This window comes from Kribbella deserti (assembly GCF_042434725.1).
GTDB classification, from domain to species: Bacteria; Actinomycetota; Actinomycetes; order Propionibacteriales; family Kribbellaceae; genus Kribbella; species Kribbella deserti.
Genome location: NZ_JBHLTC010000022.1, coordinates 23280 through 39308, shown reverse-complemented (window position 1 = coordinate 39308; position 16029 = coordinate 23280). Strand labels below are relative to the sequence as shown.

General features: G+C 67.5%; 13 protein-coding genes and 1 other RNA gene. 4 read left to right on the top strand and 10 right to left on the bottom strand.

Annotation, left to right across the window (positions count from 1 at the left end; translation table 11 throughout):
- Positions 1-146: 146 nt before the first annotated feature.
- Positions 147-575: RNase P RNA component class A (gene rnpB, locus ACFFGN_RS18685), an RNA gene on the bottom strand.
- 125 nt (positions 576-700) lie between these two features.
- Complete coding sequence (locus tag ACFFGN_RS18680; RefSeq protein ID WP_380049228.1) at positions 701-2278, bottom strand: TROVE domain-containing protein; 1578 nt, start codon at positions 2276-2278, stop codon at positions 701-703.
- Between the two features lie 339 nt (positions 2279-2617).
- Here ACFFGN_RS18680 and ACFFGN_RS18675 point away from each other — a divergent pair, with 339 nt between their 5' ends.
- Both ACFFGN_RS18675 and ACFFGN_RS18670 read left to right on the top strand, forming a co-directional pair.
- Positions 2618-4186: an alkaline phosphatase D family protein gene (locus tag ACFFGN_RS18675; protein WP_380049226.1), complete on the top strand. Its 1569-nt coding sequence runs from the start codon at positions 2618-2620 to the stop codon at positions 4184-4186.
- Between the two features lie 36 nt (positions 4187-4222).
- On the top strand, positions 4223-5725 hold the full coding sequence (locus tag ACFFGN_RS18670; RefSeq protein WP_380049224.1) for a S10 family peptidase: 1503 nt from the start codon (positions 4223-4225) through the stop codon (positions 5723-5725).
- A 21-nt stretch (positions 5726-5746) separates the two neighbouring features.
- Here ACFFGN_RS18670 and map read toward each other — a convergent pair whose 3' ends face one another.
- Entirely contained in the window at positions 5747-6595 is an 849-nt protein-coding gene (gene map, locus ACFFGN_RS18665; protein ID WP_380049222.1) for a type I methionyl aminopeptidase, read from the bottom strand.
- A 122-nt stretch (positions 6596-6717) separates the two neighbouring features.
- Between map and ACFFGN_RS18660 the strand changes: the two genes are divergently transcribed.
- Positions 6718-6909 carry a hypothetical protein gene (locus ACFFGN_RS18660; RefSeq protein WP_380049220.1) on the top strand — a complete coding sequence of 64 codons (192 nt, stop codon included), beginning with the start codon at positions 6718-6720 and terminating at the stop codon, positions 6907-6909.
- Positions 6910-7006: 97 nt separating this feature from the next.
- Here the strand turns inward: ACFFGN_RS18660 and ACFFGN_RS18655 are convergent, their stop codons facing one another.
- The gene (locus tag ACFFGN_RS18655) at positions 7007-7717 is read right to left on the bottom strand and encodes a histone H1-like repetitive region-containing protein (protein WP_380049218.1); all 711 of its coding nucleotides are present in this window, start codon (positions 7715-7717) and stop codon (positions 7007-7009) included.
- A 522-nt stretch (positions 7718-8239) separates the two neighbouring features.
- Here ACFFGN_RS18655 and ACFFGN_RS18650 point away from each other — a divergent pair.
- Entirely contained in the window at positions 8240-9337 is a 1098-nt protein-coding gene (locus tag ACFFGN_RS18650; protein WP_380049216.1) for an ABC transporter substrate-binding protein, read from the top strand.
- Positions 9338-9355: 18 nt separating this feature from the next.
- On the opposite strand, the gene ACFFGN_RS18645 is transcribed toward ACFFGN_RS18650, so the two are convergent.
- The 6 genes from ACFFGN_RS18645 to ACFFGN_RS18620 form a co-directional block, all read right to left on the bottom strand.
- Positions 9356-9532 carry a hypothetical protein gene (locus ACFFGN_RS18645; RefSeq protein WP_328995381.1) on the bottom strand — a complete coding sequence of 59 codons (177 nt, stop codon included), beginning with the start codon at positions 9530-9532 and terminating at the stop codon, positions 9356-9358.
- Between the two features lie 74 nt (positions 9533-9606).
- A complete protein-coding gene (locus tag ACFFGN_RS18640; protein WP_380049214.1) occupies positions 9607-10344 on the bottom strand; it encodes a helical backbone metal receptor in 738 nt (245 codons plus the stop codon).
- 185 nt (positions 10345-10529) lie between these two features.
- A complete protein-coding gene (locus ACFFGN_RS18635; RefSeq protein WP_380049212.1) occupies positions 10530-11045 on the bottom strand; it encodes an NUDIX hydrolase in 516 nt (171 codons plus the stop codon).
- Positions 11046-11173: 128 nt separating this feature from the next.
- Entirely contained in the window at positions 11174-13303 is a 2130-nt protein-coding gene (gene panB / locus ACFFGN_RS36080; RefSeq protein ID WP_446685207.1) for a 3-methyl-2-oxobutanoate hydroxymethyltransferase, read from the bottom strand.
- A gap of 236 nt (positions 13304-13539) precedes the next feature.
- Complete coding sequence (locus ACFFGN_RS18625; protein ID WP_380049210.1) at positions 13540-15315, bottom strand: NAD+ synthase; 1776 nt, start codon at positions 15313-15315, stop codon at positions 13540-13542.
- 40 nt (positions 15316-15355) lie between these two features.
- Positions 15356-16003, bottom strand: a complete 648-nt coding sequence (locus tag ACFFGN_RS18620; RefSeq protein ID WP_380049208.1) for a peptidoglycan recognition protein family protein — start codon at positions 16001-16003, stop codon at positions 15356-15358.
- Positions 16004-16029 lie beyond the last annotated feature (26 nt).

Sequence of the window (16029 nt, the reverse complement as noted above, 5' to 3'; positions counted from 1 at the left end):
ATCTGTTCCGTTTTGGTTCCGTCTGCCCTGGCTGGTTCCGCTCACGTTCCGTCTGTGAGGTCTCATTTGATCTCGCTCACGGCTGTTCAGGTCTGCTGGTGTTTCCGCAGGTCAGCGCCACATCGCCTTCAGCCAGCGGCGGCAGATGAACGGGCCGGCCTTTAAGCCGGATCCTGTGCGCGTCGTGCCTTGCGGCGCGGCGGCGGCGGCCATCCATCTACGACGACCGTTGCCGATCGCCTCTAGCGGCCTACCTGCGAACATCGGGCGGGCAGCCCTCGAACGTTCGCACAGACGGTGGTCTCCCGCCGTCCTCTTGGCCTTGCTCCACGTGGGGTTTACCGAGCCCCCGTAGTCACCTACGGGGCTGGTGGTCTCTTACACCACCGTTTCACCCTCACCCGCACTCCGATGAACCACGGGGTTCATCAAAGCCGCTGGCGGTCTGTTTTCTGTGGCACTGTCCCGCGGGTTGCCCCGGGTGGGCGTTACCCACCACGCTGCCCTGTGGAGTCCGGACTTTCCTCGGTGCTCACCGGCGAACCAGCGAGCAACGCGGCCGCCCGGCCGACCCGTTCACCCTCCGCAGTCTACCCGCCTCGCGCCGCGCCGTGGTCAGCCGCTGCGGCGGCGGGCTCCCACCCCGAACTCGAGATGGGAACCCACCCGCCACCAGGAACGCGGTCCGGCCTTTGCTCGGCTAGAAGGGCCAGTCGGTGTGGTGGGCTGCTTCGATTAGTGGGATAAGGCCGAATGCGGCGTCGGAGAGGCCTCCGAAGGTATGACGACCTGGTACGCCGGAAGGGCCGTGGCCGGCCTGGTAGCCCGCGAGGTTCCAGGTGTACACCGGCGTCCGGCACGGAATATCCCGGGTTGGCTCGGCTCCACGTCCTGCCCAGGCTTGTTCGTCGGTGACGATGACCACTCGGTCGTGGCCCTTGTACCAGCGGCGAACCGCGTCGGCGGTGTTCGTCCCGCCGAGCTCGTGGAACCGGTTGAGCGACTTGAGTACGGATTCGCCGCGTGGAAGCCGTACGAGCGCGCTCTTGGTCCCGAACTCGACTAGGTCCGCCGACTCGGCACGAGCCGCCAAGGCCGTTCCGAAGACCGCAGCGGCGTCGGCCCGCGTCAGCTCCGACTTCCGCGACAGCTGATCGTGGAACATCGAGCCCGACCGATCGACCAGTACCAGCGTCCGCCCGGGCAGAGCCGGTACAGCCGCTAGAGACAGCGACAAGGCCCGTTCCAGCGCCAGAGCCCATCGAGACGTCCCGAACCGGCTAGAAGGGCTAGTAGCTCGGTACGCCGACAGGAATCGCATCGGCAGCTGCCGCGAGCGTGCAACCTGTGCCGGGTCGGCTAGACGCGCTGCAACGGCCGCAGCCACCTCATCGGACACACCTGCCTCGTCGAAGTTCCGGAGGTTCCGGAGCAGGGCCATGTAGCCCATCGAAGGCATGATGCCCTCCCAGGCTGCAGCGTCCAGAGGCGCCTGCAACCAGCCTGCCAGCGATTCCCACGTCATCCCGGCAGCAGCCAGTACGGCGTGGTCTTCGAGCAGAAACCGCCGATACTCCAGCGGTACGACGCCAAGGTCTGCTCGCCGTTGCAGCAGCTGCAGCGTTTCGGGGATCGCGTTGCGGCGTCCGTGCCGTCGATCCAGCGCATGCCGGAACAAGTCGCCCTGGCGCTTACTAGCGGCTCGAGGATGCACGAGATCGATAACGTCGCCAAAGCGGTAGGGCTTCGCGGGGGAGTCGTACTTCAGCAAAGCGCGTTCGTCGTACAAGCCGGTGACTGCATCGGCAATACCGCGCTTGACCGGCTTAGGGATGGCCCGGCCGTACTGGGACGTCCAATAGGCCAAGGCCTCTCCGGGCTCGTCCGCCCGCTGCAGAACGCGAGTGATGAGTTGACGGGATTCGCCAGGCAGGCCCGCGTCTAGACGGGCCTTGGTGGCTTCGAGCGCTGCGACGAGCGGAGCCGAGCGCAGGTTCGCCGTGCCGCGTAGCCAAGGTAGGAAGCGGTTCAACCAGTCCATGTCCGCGACGGCCACGTGGTGGACCAGCTCGACGAAGCGGCGGTCGCGTTCGGTCGCGGACTCGTAGGCCGTCTGTTCGCCGACCAGGTTGGAGATCGCGAGCAGGAACAGCTCCGAGGTGGGCTCGCGCCGGTAGCCGGGCGCGCCTTCGGCCGTACGGAGGCTGGGCGTCTGCTCGCTGCGGACGACACTCGGGACGGTGGCAGCGCGCACGCTGTCACGGTTGAACTTGGACACTGCTTCCCCCTTGTCGATAACTGGTCAGGCCGAAGTACCCCAGACCTGTGTCGGTGACGGCGCCATTGCTCTAGCCAACTGAGCTACCGGACGAGAATTCGCCTGGGAGGGACTCGAACCCCCGACCCATGGATGAGAAGTAGCCGTTGCCTGCGCACCGGGTACTCGACCTGAGCGCGCCCGAGACCGGTTTGCGTGCGGGTCGTTTTGGAGAGAAGTAACCGCCTGCGTCGCACCGGGCGCGTACCACGACGATAGGTCGCCCTGGTTGCGCTACGCATCTGGTTTTCGACACTCGCCGGACACCCGCACTTCAGCTGATGGCGGTACTTTCGCGAGGTGACTCCGCCTAGCTCTCTCGACCGCCGCCGCTTTCTCGGTGTAACCGGCGGTGTCGCCGGTCTCGCCTTCATGGCCCAGTTGCCGGTGGGTCCCGCGAACGCCCGCCCGGCCGGCTCCGGCTATCCGTTCACCCTCGGCGTCGCCAGTGGCGATCCAACGCCCACTGGGGTCGTGCTGTGGACCCGGCTCGTCCCGGACCTCTTCGTACCTGATGGCGGTATGCCGCAGGTGAAGGTGCCCGTGCAGTGGCAGATCGCCCGCGACGCCAGATTCCGCCAGGTGGTGAAGGAGGGCGTCTCGTGGGCTCTGCCGTCCCTGGCCCACTCGGTGCACGTAGAGGTCGAAGGGCTCGCTCCGGACCGCGAATGGTTCTACCGGTTCCGCTACCGCTCGGACATCTCTCCAGTTGGTAGAACGCGCACTACGCCGCTATGGACCGGTCGGAACGCCTCGATGAGCTTCGCCTTCGCGTCGTGCCAGGACTGGGTTAGCGGCTACTACTCGGCCTTAAAGCACCTTGCCGAGGAAGACGTGGATCTAGTTCTCCACCTCGGCGACTACGTCTACGAAGGCGGTATCCCCGCTGACGGTGGCTACCGGAAGACCTCGGTGCCGGAGGTACTTCGCAAGGCTCCACGTGATTTGGCCCGCTGGCGGATGCAGTACGCGCTTTACAAGAGTGACCCGGACCTACAGGCGGCACACGCTCGCTTCCCGTGGATGGTGACCTGGGACGACCACGAGGTCCAGAACGACTACGCGAACCACCAGTCGCAGTACGAAGGCGACATCACGGAACTGCGCGCAGCGGCGTACCAGGCTTGGTACGAGCACCAGCCGGTGCGACGGCCTTCGCGGCCTACAGGCGAGGGACCGCGGATCTACCGTCGGCTGCAGTGGGGAGACCTCGCACAGTTTGACGTGGTTGACGGCCGTCAGTACCGCAGCGTGCCCCCGTGCGGCTGGGGTGAGGCCGACGCATGCGAGGCGGCGTACGACCCCTCTGTGACAATGCTGGGCCAACGGCAGGAGCGGTGGCTGTACGACGGTCTGAAGCGCTCTAGGGCCCAGTGGGACGTTCTGGCGAGCAACGTGATGGTGGGCCGCCTAGACCACGACGGCAAGGCCGGGGACTTGTTGTGGCATGACGCGTGGGACGGCTTCCCTGCGGCGCGGCAGCGGTTGATCCAGGCTTGGCGCGAAGCGAAGACGCGGAACCCTGTAGTGGTCACAGGCGACTGGCACTCGACGTTCGTCAACGACATCCATGCGGACTTCGACCGCGAGGGTACGCCGGTGGTGGCGACCGAGTTCGTCGGGACGTCGCTGTCGAGCAACGGTGATCGCGAGGTGTACGGGCCGTACTACGGGCCGATGATCCCGTTCAACCCGCACATCAAGTTCTTCGACGGCGACCGGCGGGGCTACGTTCGCTGCACCGTCGACCGGGACGAGTTCCGTGCCGACCTGCGGATGGTGCGAACGGTCAGCCGTCGCGACGCGCCGGACTACACGTACGCCTCGTTCGTGGTGCAGGACGGACGACCGGGGGCACACCGGCTCTAGGCCGGGTTGACTTGGTCCTGAACTAGCCTCGGGGCCATGCCGACGAACAAGACCGACGAAACGCCCGCCAGCCCGGACAAGCCGAAGGACGCAGCGAAGCCTGAGGCGGAGAAGCCGACGGATGACCTGGTCACCACCTCGCACGTGCTGGCGGTTGGCCGTCGCAAGCTGAAGTACACCGCGACCACCGGGCGCATCGTGCTGCGCAAGGAGGTGGTCACCGACGGCACGTTCGACGGCCACCAGCCGAAGGCCGAGGTCTTCCTCACCGCGTACACGCTGGACGGCGCGGATGTGACCGAGCGGCCGGTGACCTTCGCGTTCAACGGCGGGCCTGGTTCGTCGAGTATCTGGCTGCACCTCGGCGTACTCGGCCCGCGCCGGGTCGTGTCCGGCGACGTGGGAGAACTCGTCCCGCCGCCGTACCGGCTGGTCGACAACCCGGAATCCCTGCTGGCCCACAGCGATCTGGTGTTCATCGACCCGGTCTCGACCGGTTACTCCCGGCCGCTGACCGGGGTGAAGGCCGGCGATTACCACGGCTTCACGCCCGACCTGGAGTCCGTTGGCGAGGTGATCCGCCTGTGGACTTCGCGGAACGGCCGCTGGATGTCGCCGAAGTTCCTGGCGGGGGAGTCGTACGGCACGACCCGCGCGGCCGGGCTGGCGGGCCACCTGCAGGAGCGGTACGGGATGTACCTCAACGGGCTGATGCTGATCTCGAGCGTGCTGGAATTCGGCACGCTGGACTTCAGCCCAGGCAACGATCTGCCGTACGCGATGTTCCTCCCGTCGTACGCCGCGATCGCGCACTACCACGGCAAACACGGCGATCGCCCGCTCGCGGAGGTCCTTGCCGAGGCCGAGGAGTTCGCCTCGACGACGTACCCCGCGGCGCTGGCCAGCGACAGCCGGTTGTCCGCCGAGGAACGGGCCGACGTCGTGGCCCGGACTGCGGCGCTGACCGGGCTGTCGCGGGAGTACGTCGACCGGGTGGACCTGCGCATCGAGCATGTCCGCTTCTCGACCGAGCTGCTCCGCGAAACGCGCCGGGTGGTCGGACGGCTCGACGGGCGATTCGTTGGCTGGGACGCGGACTCGGGGCGCGAACACTTCGAGGCGGACCCGTCGATGTCGGCCATCATCGGTCCGTACACGGCCGCGCTGAACCATTACGTGCACGCTGAACTGGAGTACCACAACGACCTGCCGTACGAGATCGTGAGCTACAGCGCGAACGAGGCCTGGTCGTTCAAGGATTTCGAGGCGCGGCAGATCACCGTGGCGGACAAACTCGCGTCGGCGATGCGGGCCAACCCGTACCTCAAGGTCCATGTCGCCTCGGGGCACTACGACGGCGCCACGCCGTACTTCGCCACCGAGTACACGTTGGCCCGGCTGCAGATCCCGGCGGACCTGCGCGACAACATCGAAACGGCCTACTACCCGGCCGGGCACATGATGTACGTGCACGAGCCGAGCCGCCTGCAGCAGTCGAAGGACCTGGCCGCGTTCGTCCAGAAGGCCTCGAACCGCTGAGGCCTACGGCAGCGTGAGGACCTACGGCAGGGTGAGGACCTCGGCGCCGGTGTCGGTGACGAGCAGGGTGTGCTCGAACTGGGCGGTGCGCGAGCCGTCCTTGGTGACGGCCGTCCAGTCGTCGTCCCACAGGTCGTAGTCGAACGTGCCCAGCGTCAGCATCGGCTCGATGGTGAACGTCATCCCCGCCTCGATCACGGTGTCGAACCGCTCGTCGTCGTAGTGCGGAATGATCAGCCCGGAGTGGAACGACGTCGAGATGCCGTGGCCGGTGAAGTCCCGCACCACGCCGTAGCCGAAGCGCTTGGCGTACGACTCGATGACGCGGCCGATGATGTTGACCTGCCGGCCCGGCCGGACCGCCTTGATCGCGCGGTTCAGCGCCTCGCGGGTGCGCTCCACCAGCAGGCGGCTCTCCTCGTCGACGTCGCCGACGAGGAACGTGGCGTTGGTATCACCGTGCACTCCGTCGAGGAACGCGGTGATGTCGACGTTCACGATGTCGCCATCCTCGAGCGGGCGGTCGTCCGGAATGCCGTGGCAGATCACCTCGTTGACCGACGTGCACAGCGACTTGGGATAACCGCGGTAGCCGAGCGTCGACGGGTAGGCGTTGCGCTCCACCAGGAAGTCGTGACCAACCGCGTCGAGCTCGTCGGTGGTGACACCCGGGGCGACGGCCTTACCGACGGCCTCCAGGGCCTGCGCCGCGAGGCGGCCCGCCACGCGCATCCGCTCGACCGTTTCCGGGTCGGTGACATACGACCCGTCGTACGGCGTCGGGGCGGGCTTGCCGACGTACTCCGGGCGGGGGATGGAGGCGGGCACGGGGCGGCGCGGCGACAAAGTGCCAGGAGTGAGAAGCGACATGGTGGCACCAGTGTAATGAGACCGCGCCAAGGTCCCGGCGTGGAGGGCGGGACGACGGTAAATTCAGTACCACGCGGGACATCCACGGACTGCCGCACACAGATCGGAGGTGATCATCGGCCATGGCTGAGGATCACAGCAACGAGTGGTTCTACTGCACCAAGCACAACACCGTCGAGCCCTACCAAGGATGTTCGGCCGGTGACCGTCTCGGCCCCTACACCTCCAAGGAGGAAGCGGCCCGGGCGCTGGAGAAGGTCGAAGAGCGGAACGAGGCCTGGGACAAGGATCCGCGCTGGAACGACGAGGACTGAGGCTCAGCCCCTCGTTCGACGGATGTGAGCAGGACGCGAGAAGGGCGCCACCGCTTGGTGGCGCCCTTCTCATTTTACTGATCCAACCAGGGTGGAACTACTTCGCGGCGACCTTGCGTGCGGTCGTCTTTTTGGCGGCGGTCTTGCGAGCCGGCGCCTTCTTCGCGGTGGCCTTCTTGGCCGGTGCCTTCTTGGCCACGGTCTTGCGAACCGTTGCCGTCTTGGCCGTTGTCTTCTTGGCGGTCACCTTCTTGGCGGTCACCTTTTTCGCCGGGGCCTTCTTGGCCGCCGACTTGGTGGCGGTGGCCTTTTTGGCCGGCGCCTTCTTCGCGACCGTCTTTGCCGTCGTGGCCTTCTTGGCAGCGGTCTTCTTCACCGTTGCCTTCTTGGCCGTCGACTTCTTCGCCGGGGCCTTCTTCGCGACCGACTTCGTGGCCGTTGTCTTCTTGGCCGCGGACTTTGTCGCGGTGGCCTTCTTCGCCGGTGCCTTCTTGGCGGTCACCTTCTTGGCGACGACCTTCTTCGCCGGGGCTTTCTTCGCCGCGACCTTGGCCGGCGCCTTCTTTGCCGGGGTGGCCTTCTTCACCACTGTTTTCTTGGCGGTGGCCTTGGTGGCCGACGCCTTCGCCGGGGTGACCTTGCGCGCGGTGGTGGTCTTCGCGGCACCGGCCTTCTTGGCGACAGCGGTCTTCCGGGCCGGAGTTGCCTTGGCGGCGCTGGCCTTCTTGGCCGGAGCCTTTTTCGCCGGCGCCTTCTTCGCGGCCTTTGTGGCTGTCGCCTTCGTTGCGGCTGCCTTCTTGGCTGGCACTCTGCCTCCTTGGTGCGGCTGAGGAAAACCACGGTGGATTCCTCGTCTTCTCGATGATGACAACCAAAGGTGCCGACGTAAAGCACCCGAAACCCCCAGAACACAAGGCGCCACGCCGACGATTTCCCGCCGCGGAACGAAAAACCCTTCTGCACAAGGTGTTTCCGCGCGCGTTAACTACGCCAAGCCACCCCAAGAACTAGTTCGCGACACGCGCACGAAACTCGCCAATTTCCGCCGATTCGGCACCTCCATCGCACCAAGTTGTCCCCGGCAACCTCTACTCGGAAGGTCAGCTCCGACCGCCACGCCAACCCGTGAAGGTTTCCACCGACCCTGTTTACGAGCCCAAGGCAACTACTTTTCAGGCCGTCGGTGGCGATCAAAGAGTTGCGATCCAGTCAGCCTTCGATGAGGTCGGTCCGCGGCCTGTGAACACCTTCCGTCCAAGGGATGTCATGGACCTTGTTCGTAGGATTGTGCTGGGCACGGTCGGGTCGTCAGTTGGGAGATGCCAAACGTATGAGTACGCCAGCGCCATCGTTGCCGGATGCAGTGGTTCGGGTTGGTGTGGTTGTGCCGTTGAGCCCGCCTGGTTGGGCTGAGGCGGGGGAGCATCTGCTGGCCGGGATCGAGCTGGCGGTTGCCGAGATCAACGGGGCCGGCGGTGTTGCTGGCAGACCGCTGGAGCTGGCGGTTCGGGACACCGCGGCTGATCCTCAGAGGGCCGCCGCGGCTGTCGACGAACTGGCCGGACTTGGTGTGGTCGCGTTGGTGGGGGAGTACCACAGCGTTGTCGCTCGTGCGGTCGCGCCGAGAGCCGATGCGCTCGGTCTTCCGTTCCTTTGCACGTCGGCCGTTCTGGACGCGTTGACCGAAGAGCCCACGGAGTGGGTCGCACGACTCGCACCGCCGCAGTCGCGTGGCTGGAAGTTGTACGCCGACTTCCTGCTCGCTGCGGGTCATCGCCGCATCGCCGTGGCGGTTCAGCCGAGCATCTACTGGGAATCCGGCATTCGCATTCTGCGGAACCATCTCGCGCCCGAAGGCGGCACCGTCGTACAGCTCGATCTCCAGGCGCTCACGCCGCCTGCTGTATGCGACGAACTGGCTACCGATGGGGCAACGGCTCTTCTGCTTCTGGCCGGTTATCCAGAGCCGGCTGTGCCGATCGTGCGGGCGGTTCGCCAGGACAAGCGCCTCGCCGAGGTCATGATCGGGGCGCCGGCGGGGCAACCGGAGTTCGCCGGCTGGGCCGAATCACTGGGTGACGATGGTGCAGGGGTTCCGTTCCTGCGCTACCTACCCGAGACCTTCACGCCGCTCGGCGCACGGGTCGACGCCGCACTGCGCGAACGGCGGGCCGATCCGCCATCCTTTGTCGCCTTCGAGGGGTACGACGCGATCGCCGTACTGGCTGAGGTGTTCCGTACCTGCGGAACCGACCGGACGCGCATCGCCGAATCCTGGTCGCACGTGGCGATCGAAGGCACTCGCGGGCAGATCGACTTCTCCCGCACACCTGGTATCAACGTCCGGCAATGGACCTGGGCGCCGATCCAAGTCGTAGATCGCGACCCGGCCGACCTCGACCGGTTCCGCGTCCACCGCTCGGGCTGAGCAGACGGCGGAACGGGGCTAGCGGGCGCGGGCGGCCTTCACGATCTTCTTGGGGACCTTCTTGTCGACCTTGTACGTGGTCCGGTCCAAGCGCTCGGCGCATCCGGCGTCCGCAATGCGCTTGAGGACGACCGGGCACTTCTTGCAGCGCGGCTTGTCCTTGCAGCACTTTTTCTTCGCGGATATCGTCGGCACGCCTGGAGTGTAGGTGAGCCTCACCTAACAATCCACCTGTCGTGATGTGTCCCCTCTCACTGAGGCGGCAGGTTTCACAGTTGCGCCGTCAGGATTTCCCGCGCTTCGGCGAGCGACGGGCCGTACCAGGTGAGGTGCCGCCCGGACACGCAGCACGCCTCCGCGCCGGGAAAGGCCTCCGGGCCGTCGGCCGGCGAAAACGCGTACGGCTCGTCCGGCAGGACCACCACGTCGTACGGCGGCAGGGCGTCGAGGTCGATCCGCGGATAGCGTTCCGGGTTGTTGGCCAGGACGTTGTCGAAGCCCAACCGCCCGAGCATGTCCCCGGCGAACGTGTCCCGCCCCAAGGCCATCCACGGCCGCCGCCAGATCGGAACCACCACGCGCCGGCGCGGACCGACGTACGGCGTCTCCCAAACCGCCCGGGCCTGTTGCAGCCAGTCGGGCTCTTCGGAATGGCCGAGGGCGGTCAGCAGGCGCGAGAGGGATTCGATGGCCTGCGGCACGGTGGTGGGCGCCGTCACCCAGACGGCCAGGCCGGAGGCGCGGAGAAGGTCGAGGTCTTCGGCGCGGTTCTCCTCGGCGTTCGCGATGACGAGGTCGGGCGCGAGGTCGACGATGGCCGCGACGTTCGGGTTCTTCGTGCCTTTGATGCGGATGACGTCGAGGTCCGCGGGATGCGTGCACCAGTCGGTCGCGCCGACGAGCAGCTCGGCATCCGTCGCCGCGATCGCCTCGGTCAACGAGGGCACCAGGCTCACCACTCGCCGTACGGGCCCGCCGTCGAACACTCCACCCACGTCATCACGCATGACCCCATCCCATCACCACGGCATCCCGCTGGCGACAGGGGAGGAAGCGTCCGATGAACGGCGACACACCCGGTTACAAGCGTCCGATGACACGCCGGAACTTGGTCAGAAGGGTCCGATGAACCCCGACACGCCGCGTCACAAGCGTCCGATGAGCGGGATACCGGCGCGCCGGGGGGCGGGGGTTATACGGCTTGGCCGGTGGTGGGGTAGCGGCGGTGGGTGATGGCGGTTACGGCGGTGCGGAGGAGGTTGGGGATGGTCACGTGGGCGGCTTGGCCGGTGGCCTCGAGGTCGTCGGCGTACCACCAGCCGTGGGCGCTGATGGTCTCGAGTTCGAGTTGTTCCTGGTTGGCGAAGCTGACCTCGACGGTGTCCACGTCGACGGCGAAGAACGTCTGGGTCTGGATGATCGGGCAGCCACCCCATTCGAACTCGATCACGTTGGTCGCGACCGGGTCGCCGAGCAACTCCGGCGGCAGGGTGATGCCGACTTCCTCGCGCAGTTCGCGGCTGGCTGCCTCGGGCAACGTTTCACCCGCCTCGACCGCACCGCCGATGGTGAACCAGTACGGCGTCTCGGGCTTGACCGGATCCCAGCCGTGCAGCAGCAACACCTTGTTGTCCGGGCGGACGGGCAGCACGCGGGCCGTCGTACGCCGGATCAAGGTGCCGGGCGGAGGCAGTCGAGGATCGCTCACAGACAGAGAATTTAGTTGATCCAGGCCACTGTTCGTCCGGCAATGCGGCGCGTCTCACTCAACAGACCGGGCGTCTCAGGCCGACACGCCCGGCCGCCGCCCGCGCGCCGTTCGCGCGGGCGATGATGTCAAAAGGTGTGCTCGTCGGCGGGGAACGATCCCGCGGCGACATCGGCCGCGAAGGCCGCTGCCGCGCCGGTCAGCACCCCGCGCAGATCCGCGTACTGCTTCACGAATCGGGGCATCGGTCCGGAGCGAAAGCCGGCCATGTCCTGCCAGACCAGCACCTGCGCGTCGCAGTCCCTGCCCGCTCCGATACCGATGGTGGGAATCGGGATCCGCTTGGTCACCTCCGCCGCGACATCACCCGGCACCATCTCGAGTACCACCGCGAACGCCCCGGCCTCGGCCAGCGCCTCCGCGTCCTCGATCAGGGCGGCCGCCTGCTCGCCGCGACCCTGTACCCGGTAACCGCCGAGCCCGTGTTCGCTCTGCGGGGTGAAGCCGATGTGCGCCATCACCGGAATGCCCGACTGGGTCAGCAGTTGCACCTGCGGTACGACGCTGCGCCCGCCTTCGAGTTTGACCGCGTGGACCCCGGCCTCCTTCATGAACCGTACGGCGGTGTGGAACGCCTGCTCGGGCGTCGCCTGGTACGAGCCGAACGGCAGATCCGCGACCACCAGCGCGCGCTGTGCCGCGGTCGCGACGGCCCGGGACAACGGGATCAGCTCGTCCACGGTCACCCGCAGGGTCGACTCGTAGCCGTAGACGTTGTTCGCCGCGGAGTCACCGACCAGCAGCACCGGAATGCCCGCCTGGTCGAAGATCTCCGCCGTGTACTGGTCGTACGCCGTGAGCATCGCCCACTTCTCGCCGCGGTGCTTCATCTCGCGCAGGTGATGTACCCGCGTCCGCCGCGCAGCCCGAGACCGCGGCGCCGCGGTGCCCGAAGCGCTGCCAGCGGTCGCACTGCCCGAGGCCGCTGCCGAACCAGCCGAGGAGGTACTAGCAGTCGCCGGGGCGGGGCCGCCGGCCTGCGCGGCCGGGAGCGACTCGCCCTCGGCCGGCCCGGGGAATCCGGCAGGCGTACCCGACCTGGCCGGTTCGCCCGAAACCTGCCCAGGCGCCGAAGGTGTAGCGGCAGGGGCAGACTCGGGCATTCGCGAGGCCTGGTCGACCGGACCCGGAGCCGCGTGGCCGCCGTAGTTCGGACGACCTGTGGACGGTACGGCGATGGTCGGCTCGTTGGCTGAAGGTGTTTCCGGCCCGACGGCCTGCGGCGCGGCTCGTCGGCCCGCGGCGCGACGGGCCTGGCTGACGACCGGCACATCCTCGGCGCCTGGCGGTACAGCCGGTCCCGACGCGCCACCCGACATAAACGCGCCACCCGACATACCGGCAGAACCGGCCGAACCGGATCCGCCGCCGGGCTGTATGGCGCCAGGCCCGTTCGCACCAGCCGGGCCGGTCAAGCCGTTCGGCGGTGGTGTGCCTTCGCGTAAGCCGTTCTGCGCCGGGTTGTACGGCGTACCGCCTGGTGCCGCGGGCGCGAACGCCGGTCCCTGAGCCGTGGACCCGCCACCCGGACGCGGACCAGCCATGCCCTGGCCCGGTACGCCCGCACCGCCAGGCCCCTGCCCAGGCGCGCCACCACCAGGACCAGCAGCCCCAGCCCGCGACGTGTTACCCGACGCACCGGGACCACCCGGCGCAGGACCAGCCGGGCCGGGACCAGCCGAGCCAGGGCCGTTCGGGGTGCCGGTTGGCGCGGGCTGCATGCGGGCGGAAGGACCGTTGGGCTTGCCGTACGGCGGTCCGCCTTGGGGCCCGTACGACGGCGGGGCCGGGGCGAACGGGCTGCCGTCGCCGAGCGCGGACCCTTCGCCGTACGGACCGCCGGAGCGTGGCAGTGGGGGAGGACCGGGTGGTGACGGCAGCTTCGGCAGGTACGACGGCCGTCCGCTGTCTCCGCCGTGCTCCGGTTCGGGACGGCGCTCCGACAGCGCGCGGGCTTGTTCGGCCAGCTCCCGGGACCGCTCCGCCAACTCCCGCGACCGCTCAGACTCGCGCGGCCGATCGCCGGAAGGCTCGCGGGATCGCTCGGAGTACTCGTAGGAACCGCCGTACTCGCTGCCGTAATCGGCGACGGGATCCGGGCGTTGCTCGGAAGCCCTGTTCGATGGTCCGGTCCCGTACGGCGAGGGCAGTTCGTCCTCTTCGCTCTGGGTACCGGCCGACAGGAAGTTGTCAACCATCTGTTCATCGTCCCACCGTTGCCAGGCAGGATCGAGACCGCCTGGTTGTGAGGCATCGCTCACGGCCGGCTCCTTCGTCTCGGGGGGTGGGGCTGGTTGGGGTGCTGCCGGCAGCGCGCTGTCCGCCGGTGCGATGACACCTTGGCTGGGCACGGCAGGGCGAGCCGGAGGTGCTTTCGGAACACCCGTCGGCGGAACGGGGCGCTGCGGGGCGCGGCGGTGGCGCCAGGCTGAGGTCAGGTCTCAGTCGCCTTCCTGGCGTCTTCCCGCCACGCGCTGGTGATCGGCAAACGGCGGTCCCGCCCGAAGGCCTTGCGGGTGATCTTCGGGCCCGGCGGATACTGGCGGCGCTTGTACTCCGCGTGGTCCACGAGCTGGATCACCTTGCTGACCAGATCCGGATCGAACCCGGCCGCGACCAGTTCGGCCGAACCGCGATCCTGCTCGACATAGTCGTCGAGCATGTCGTCGAGCAGGTGGTATTCCGGCAACGAGTCGGTGTCCACCTGGCCGGGGCGCAGCTCCGCCGACGGCGGCTTGCTGATCGCGTTCGCCGGAATCGGCGGCGTCTGGCCCTTGGCGATGGCGTCCTCATTCCGCCATTTCGCCAGCCGCCAGACCGCCGTCTTCGGTACGTCCTTGAGCGGCGCGTAACCACCGACCGCGTCGCCGTAAATGGTGGAATAGCCGACGGCCAGTTCCGATTTGTTGCCGCAGGCAAGTACCAGGTGGCCGTCCGCGTTCGACAGGCCCATCCAGATCACGGCGCGGACCCGGGCCTGCAGGTTCTCCTCGGCCAGGCCGGTCAGCCCGAGCGTGTCCAGGAACGGCTGCACCATCGGCTGGATCGGCACCACCCGGTAGTTCAAACCGGTATGCGCGGCCAGATCGGCGGCGTCGTCCTTGGAGTGTTCGCTGGAATAGACGCTCGGGTTGGACACCCCGTGCACGTGCTCGGCGCCGATCGCGTCGCAGGCGATGGCGGCGACCAGTGATGAGTCGATACCGCCGGACAGTCCGAGCAGCACGCTCTTGAACCCGTTCTTGCGCACGTAGTCGCGCAACCCGGTGACGATCGCGTGGTACATCTCGGCCTCGTCCGAAAGCCGCGGCGCCTGCGCGGCCGCGATCGGCTCGTACGGCGCGAGGGGCTCGTCGTGGATGACGTGGTGCTCGATACGAATGCCGTCCGCGCTCGTGCCCGACGGGGTCCCGGACGGCGCGGCCAGCTCGAGGTCGACGACCATCGCGCCTTCGGCGAACTGCGGCGCGCGCGCGATCACCGAGCCCTTCGCGTCGGCGACCAGCGAGTCACCGTCGAAGACGAGTTCGTCCTGACCGCCGACCAGGTTCACGTACGCGAGCGGGCAACCGGCCTCACGGGCCCGGCGACTGACGAGCTCGCCGCGGACGTCGTCCTTGTTCGCCTCGTACGGTGAGCTGTTCACGACCAGCAGCAGACCCGCGCCGGCGTCACGGGTGGCCGCGACCGGACCGCCGTCCTGCCAGAGGTCCTCGCAGATCGCGATCGCGACGTCGATGCCGTGGATGCGAACGACCTGCAGGCTGTCACCGGGCACGAAGTGCCGGAACTCGTCGAAGACGCCGTAGTTCGGCAGGTGGTGTTTCACCGCGCTGGTGACGATCTTGCCGCCGTGCAGAACCGCCGCGCAGTTCGTCGGCGAACCCTTCGGCCGGCCGAGGCGGTCGACGCCCATCGCCGTACCAACGGCACGATCGAGATAGCCGACGACGACCACGATCTCGCCCATGCCCTCATCGGCGAGGCGGCCCGCGAGCTTGGCCAGTTTGGCCTGCGAGGCGTCCACGAACGAGCCGCGCAGCGCCAGGTCCTCGACCGGATAACCGGTCAGCGCAAGCTCCGGAAAGGCGACCACCTGGGCTCCCCGATCGACCGCGTTGCGGGTCCACGCGACGATCTTTTCGGTGTTGCCGTCGAGGTCACCGACGGTGACATTGAGCTGGGCGAGGGCAAGCCGTAACTGAGGCACGGCAGCACCCTACTGGGATGAGGCCGAACGACCAGCCTTGTCAGGCGTTTAAGGCGGTTGCGACCCGGTCACGTAACTCCGGCAGCCGCGCGTAGAAGACGTCGCCGGGACATTGGGTCGCGTTGTAATCGCGATGCCCGACGATCGCCGCATGCGGGTCCAGTCCATATTGCTGACACAGCCACGCGCAGGTCAGTACGGACTTCTCGAACAAGGCCGTCGGCACGCTCGCGGTGACGTAGATGCCCTCGTGCTCGATGCCGATGGTGTGGCTGTTGTGGTTCGCGGTTTGCGCGCCGAGCACGTTCTGCCGGTTGTTGATCGACGACAGGCTCTTGCTGCGTCCCTCCAGTAGATAGCCGCCGCGGCTGATGGTGAGTTGCTGGCCCGCGTCGATCCAGCCGTTGCGATCCATGTGCAGGTCCTGGATCCAGTGCGAGACCCGATAGGCCGCGGCCAGCGAGTAGTCGGTGACGTTGCTGCTGGCGGTGTGGTGGATGACGATGTGATCGGGCTTCGCGATCACCTGGGTGGCCGAACGTGGTGGCCGGGCCGACCACTCCGCCCGGGTGTGAACGCGAGGCGCGGCGTACGCCTCGGTGCCGGCGAGTGCTCCGAGCATCAGTCCGCCGCCAAGGCCGAGCACGCCGCGACGAGTCAGGCGGAAGTTTCTTTCGGAGGGCGTCATGTATTGGAAAATCCCCTACCGAGATC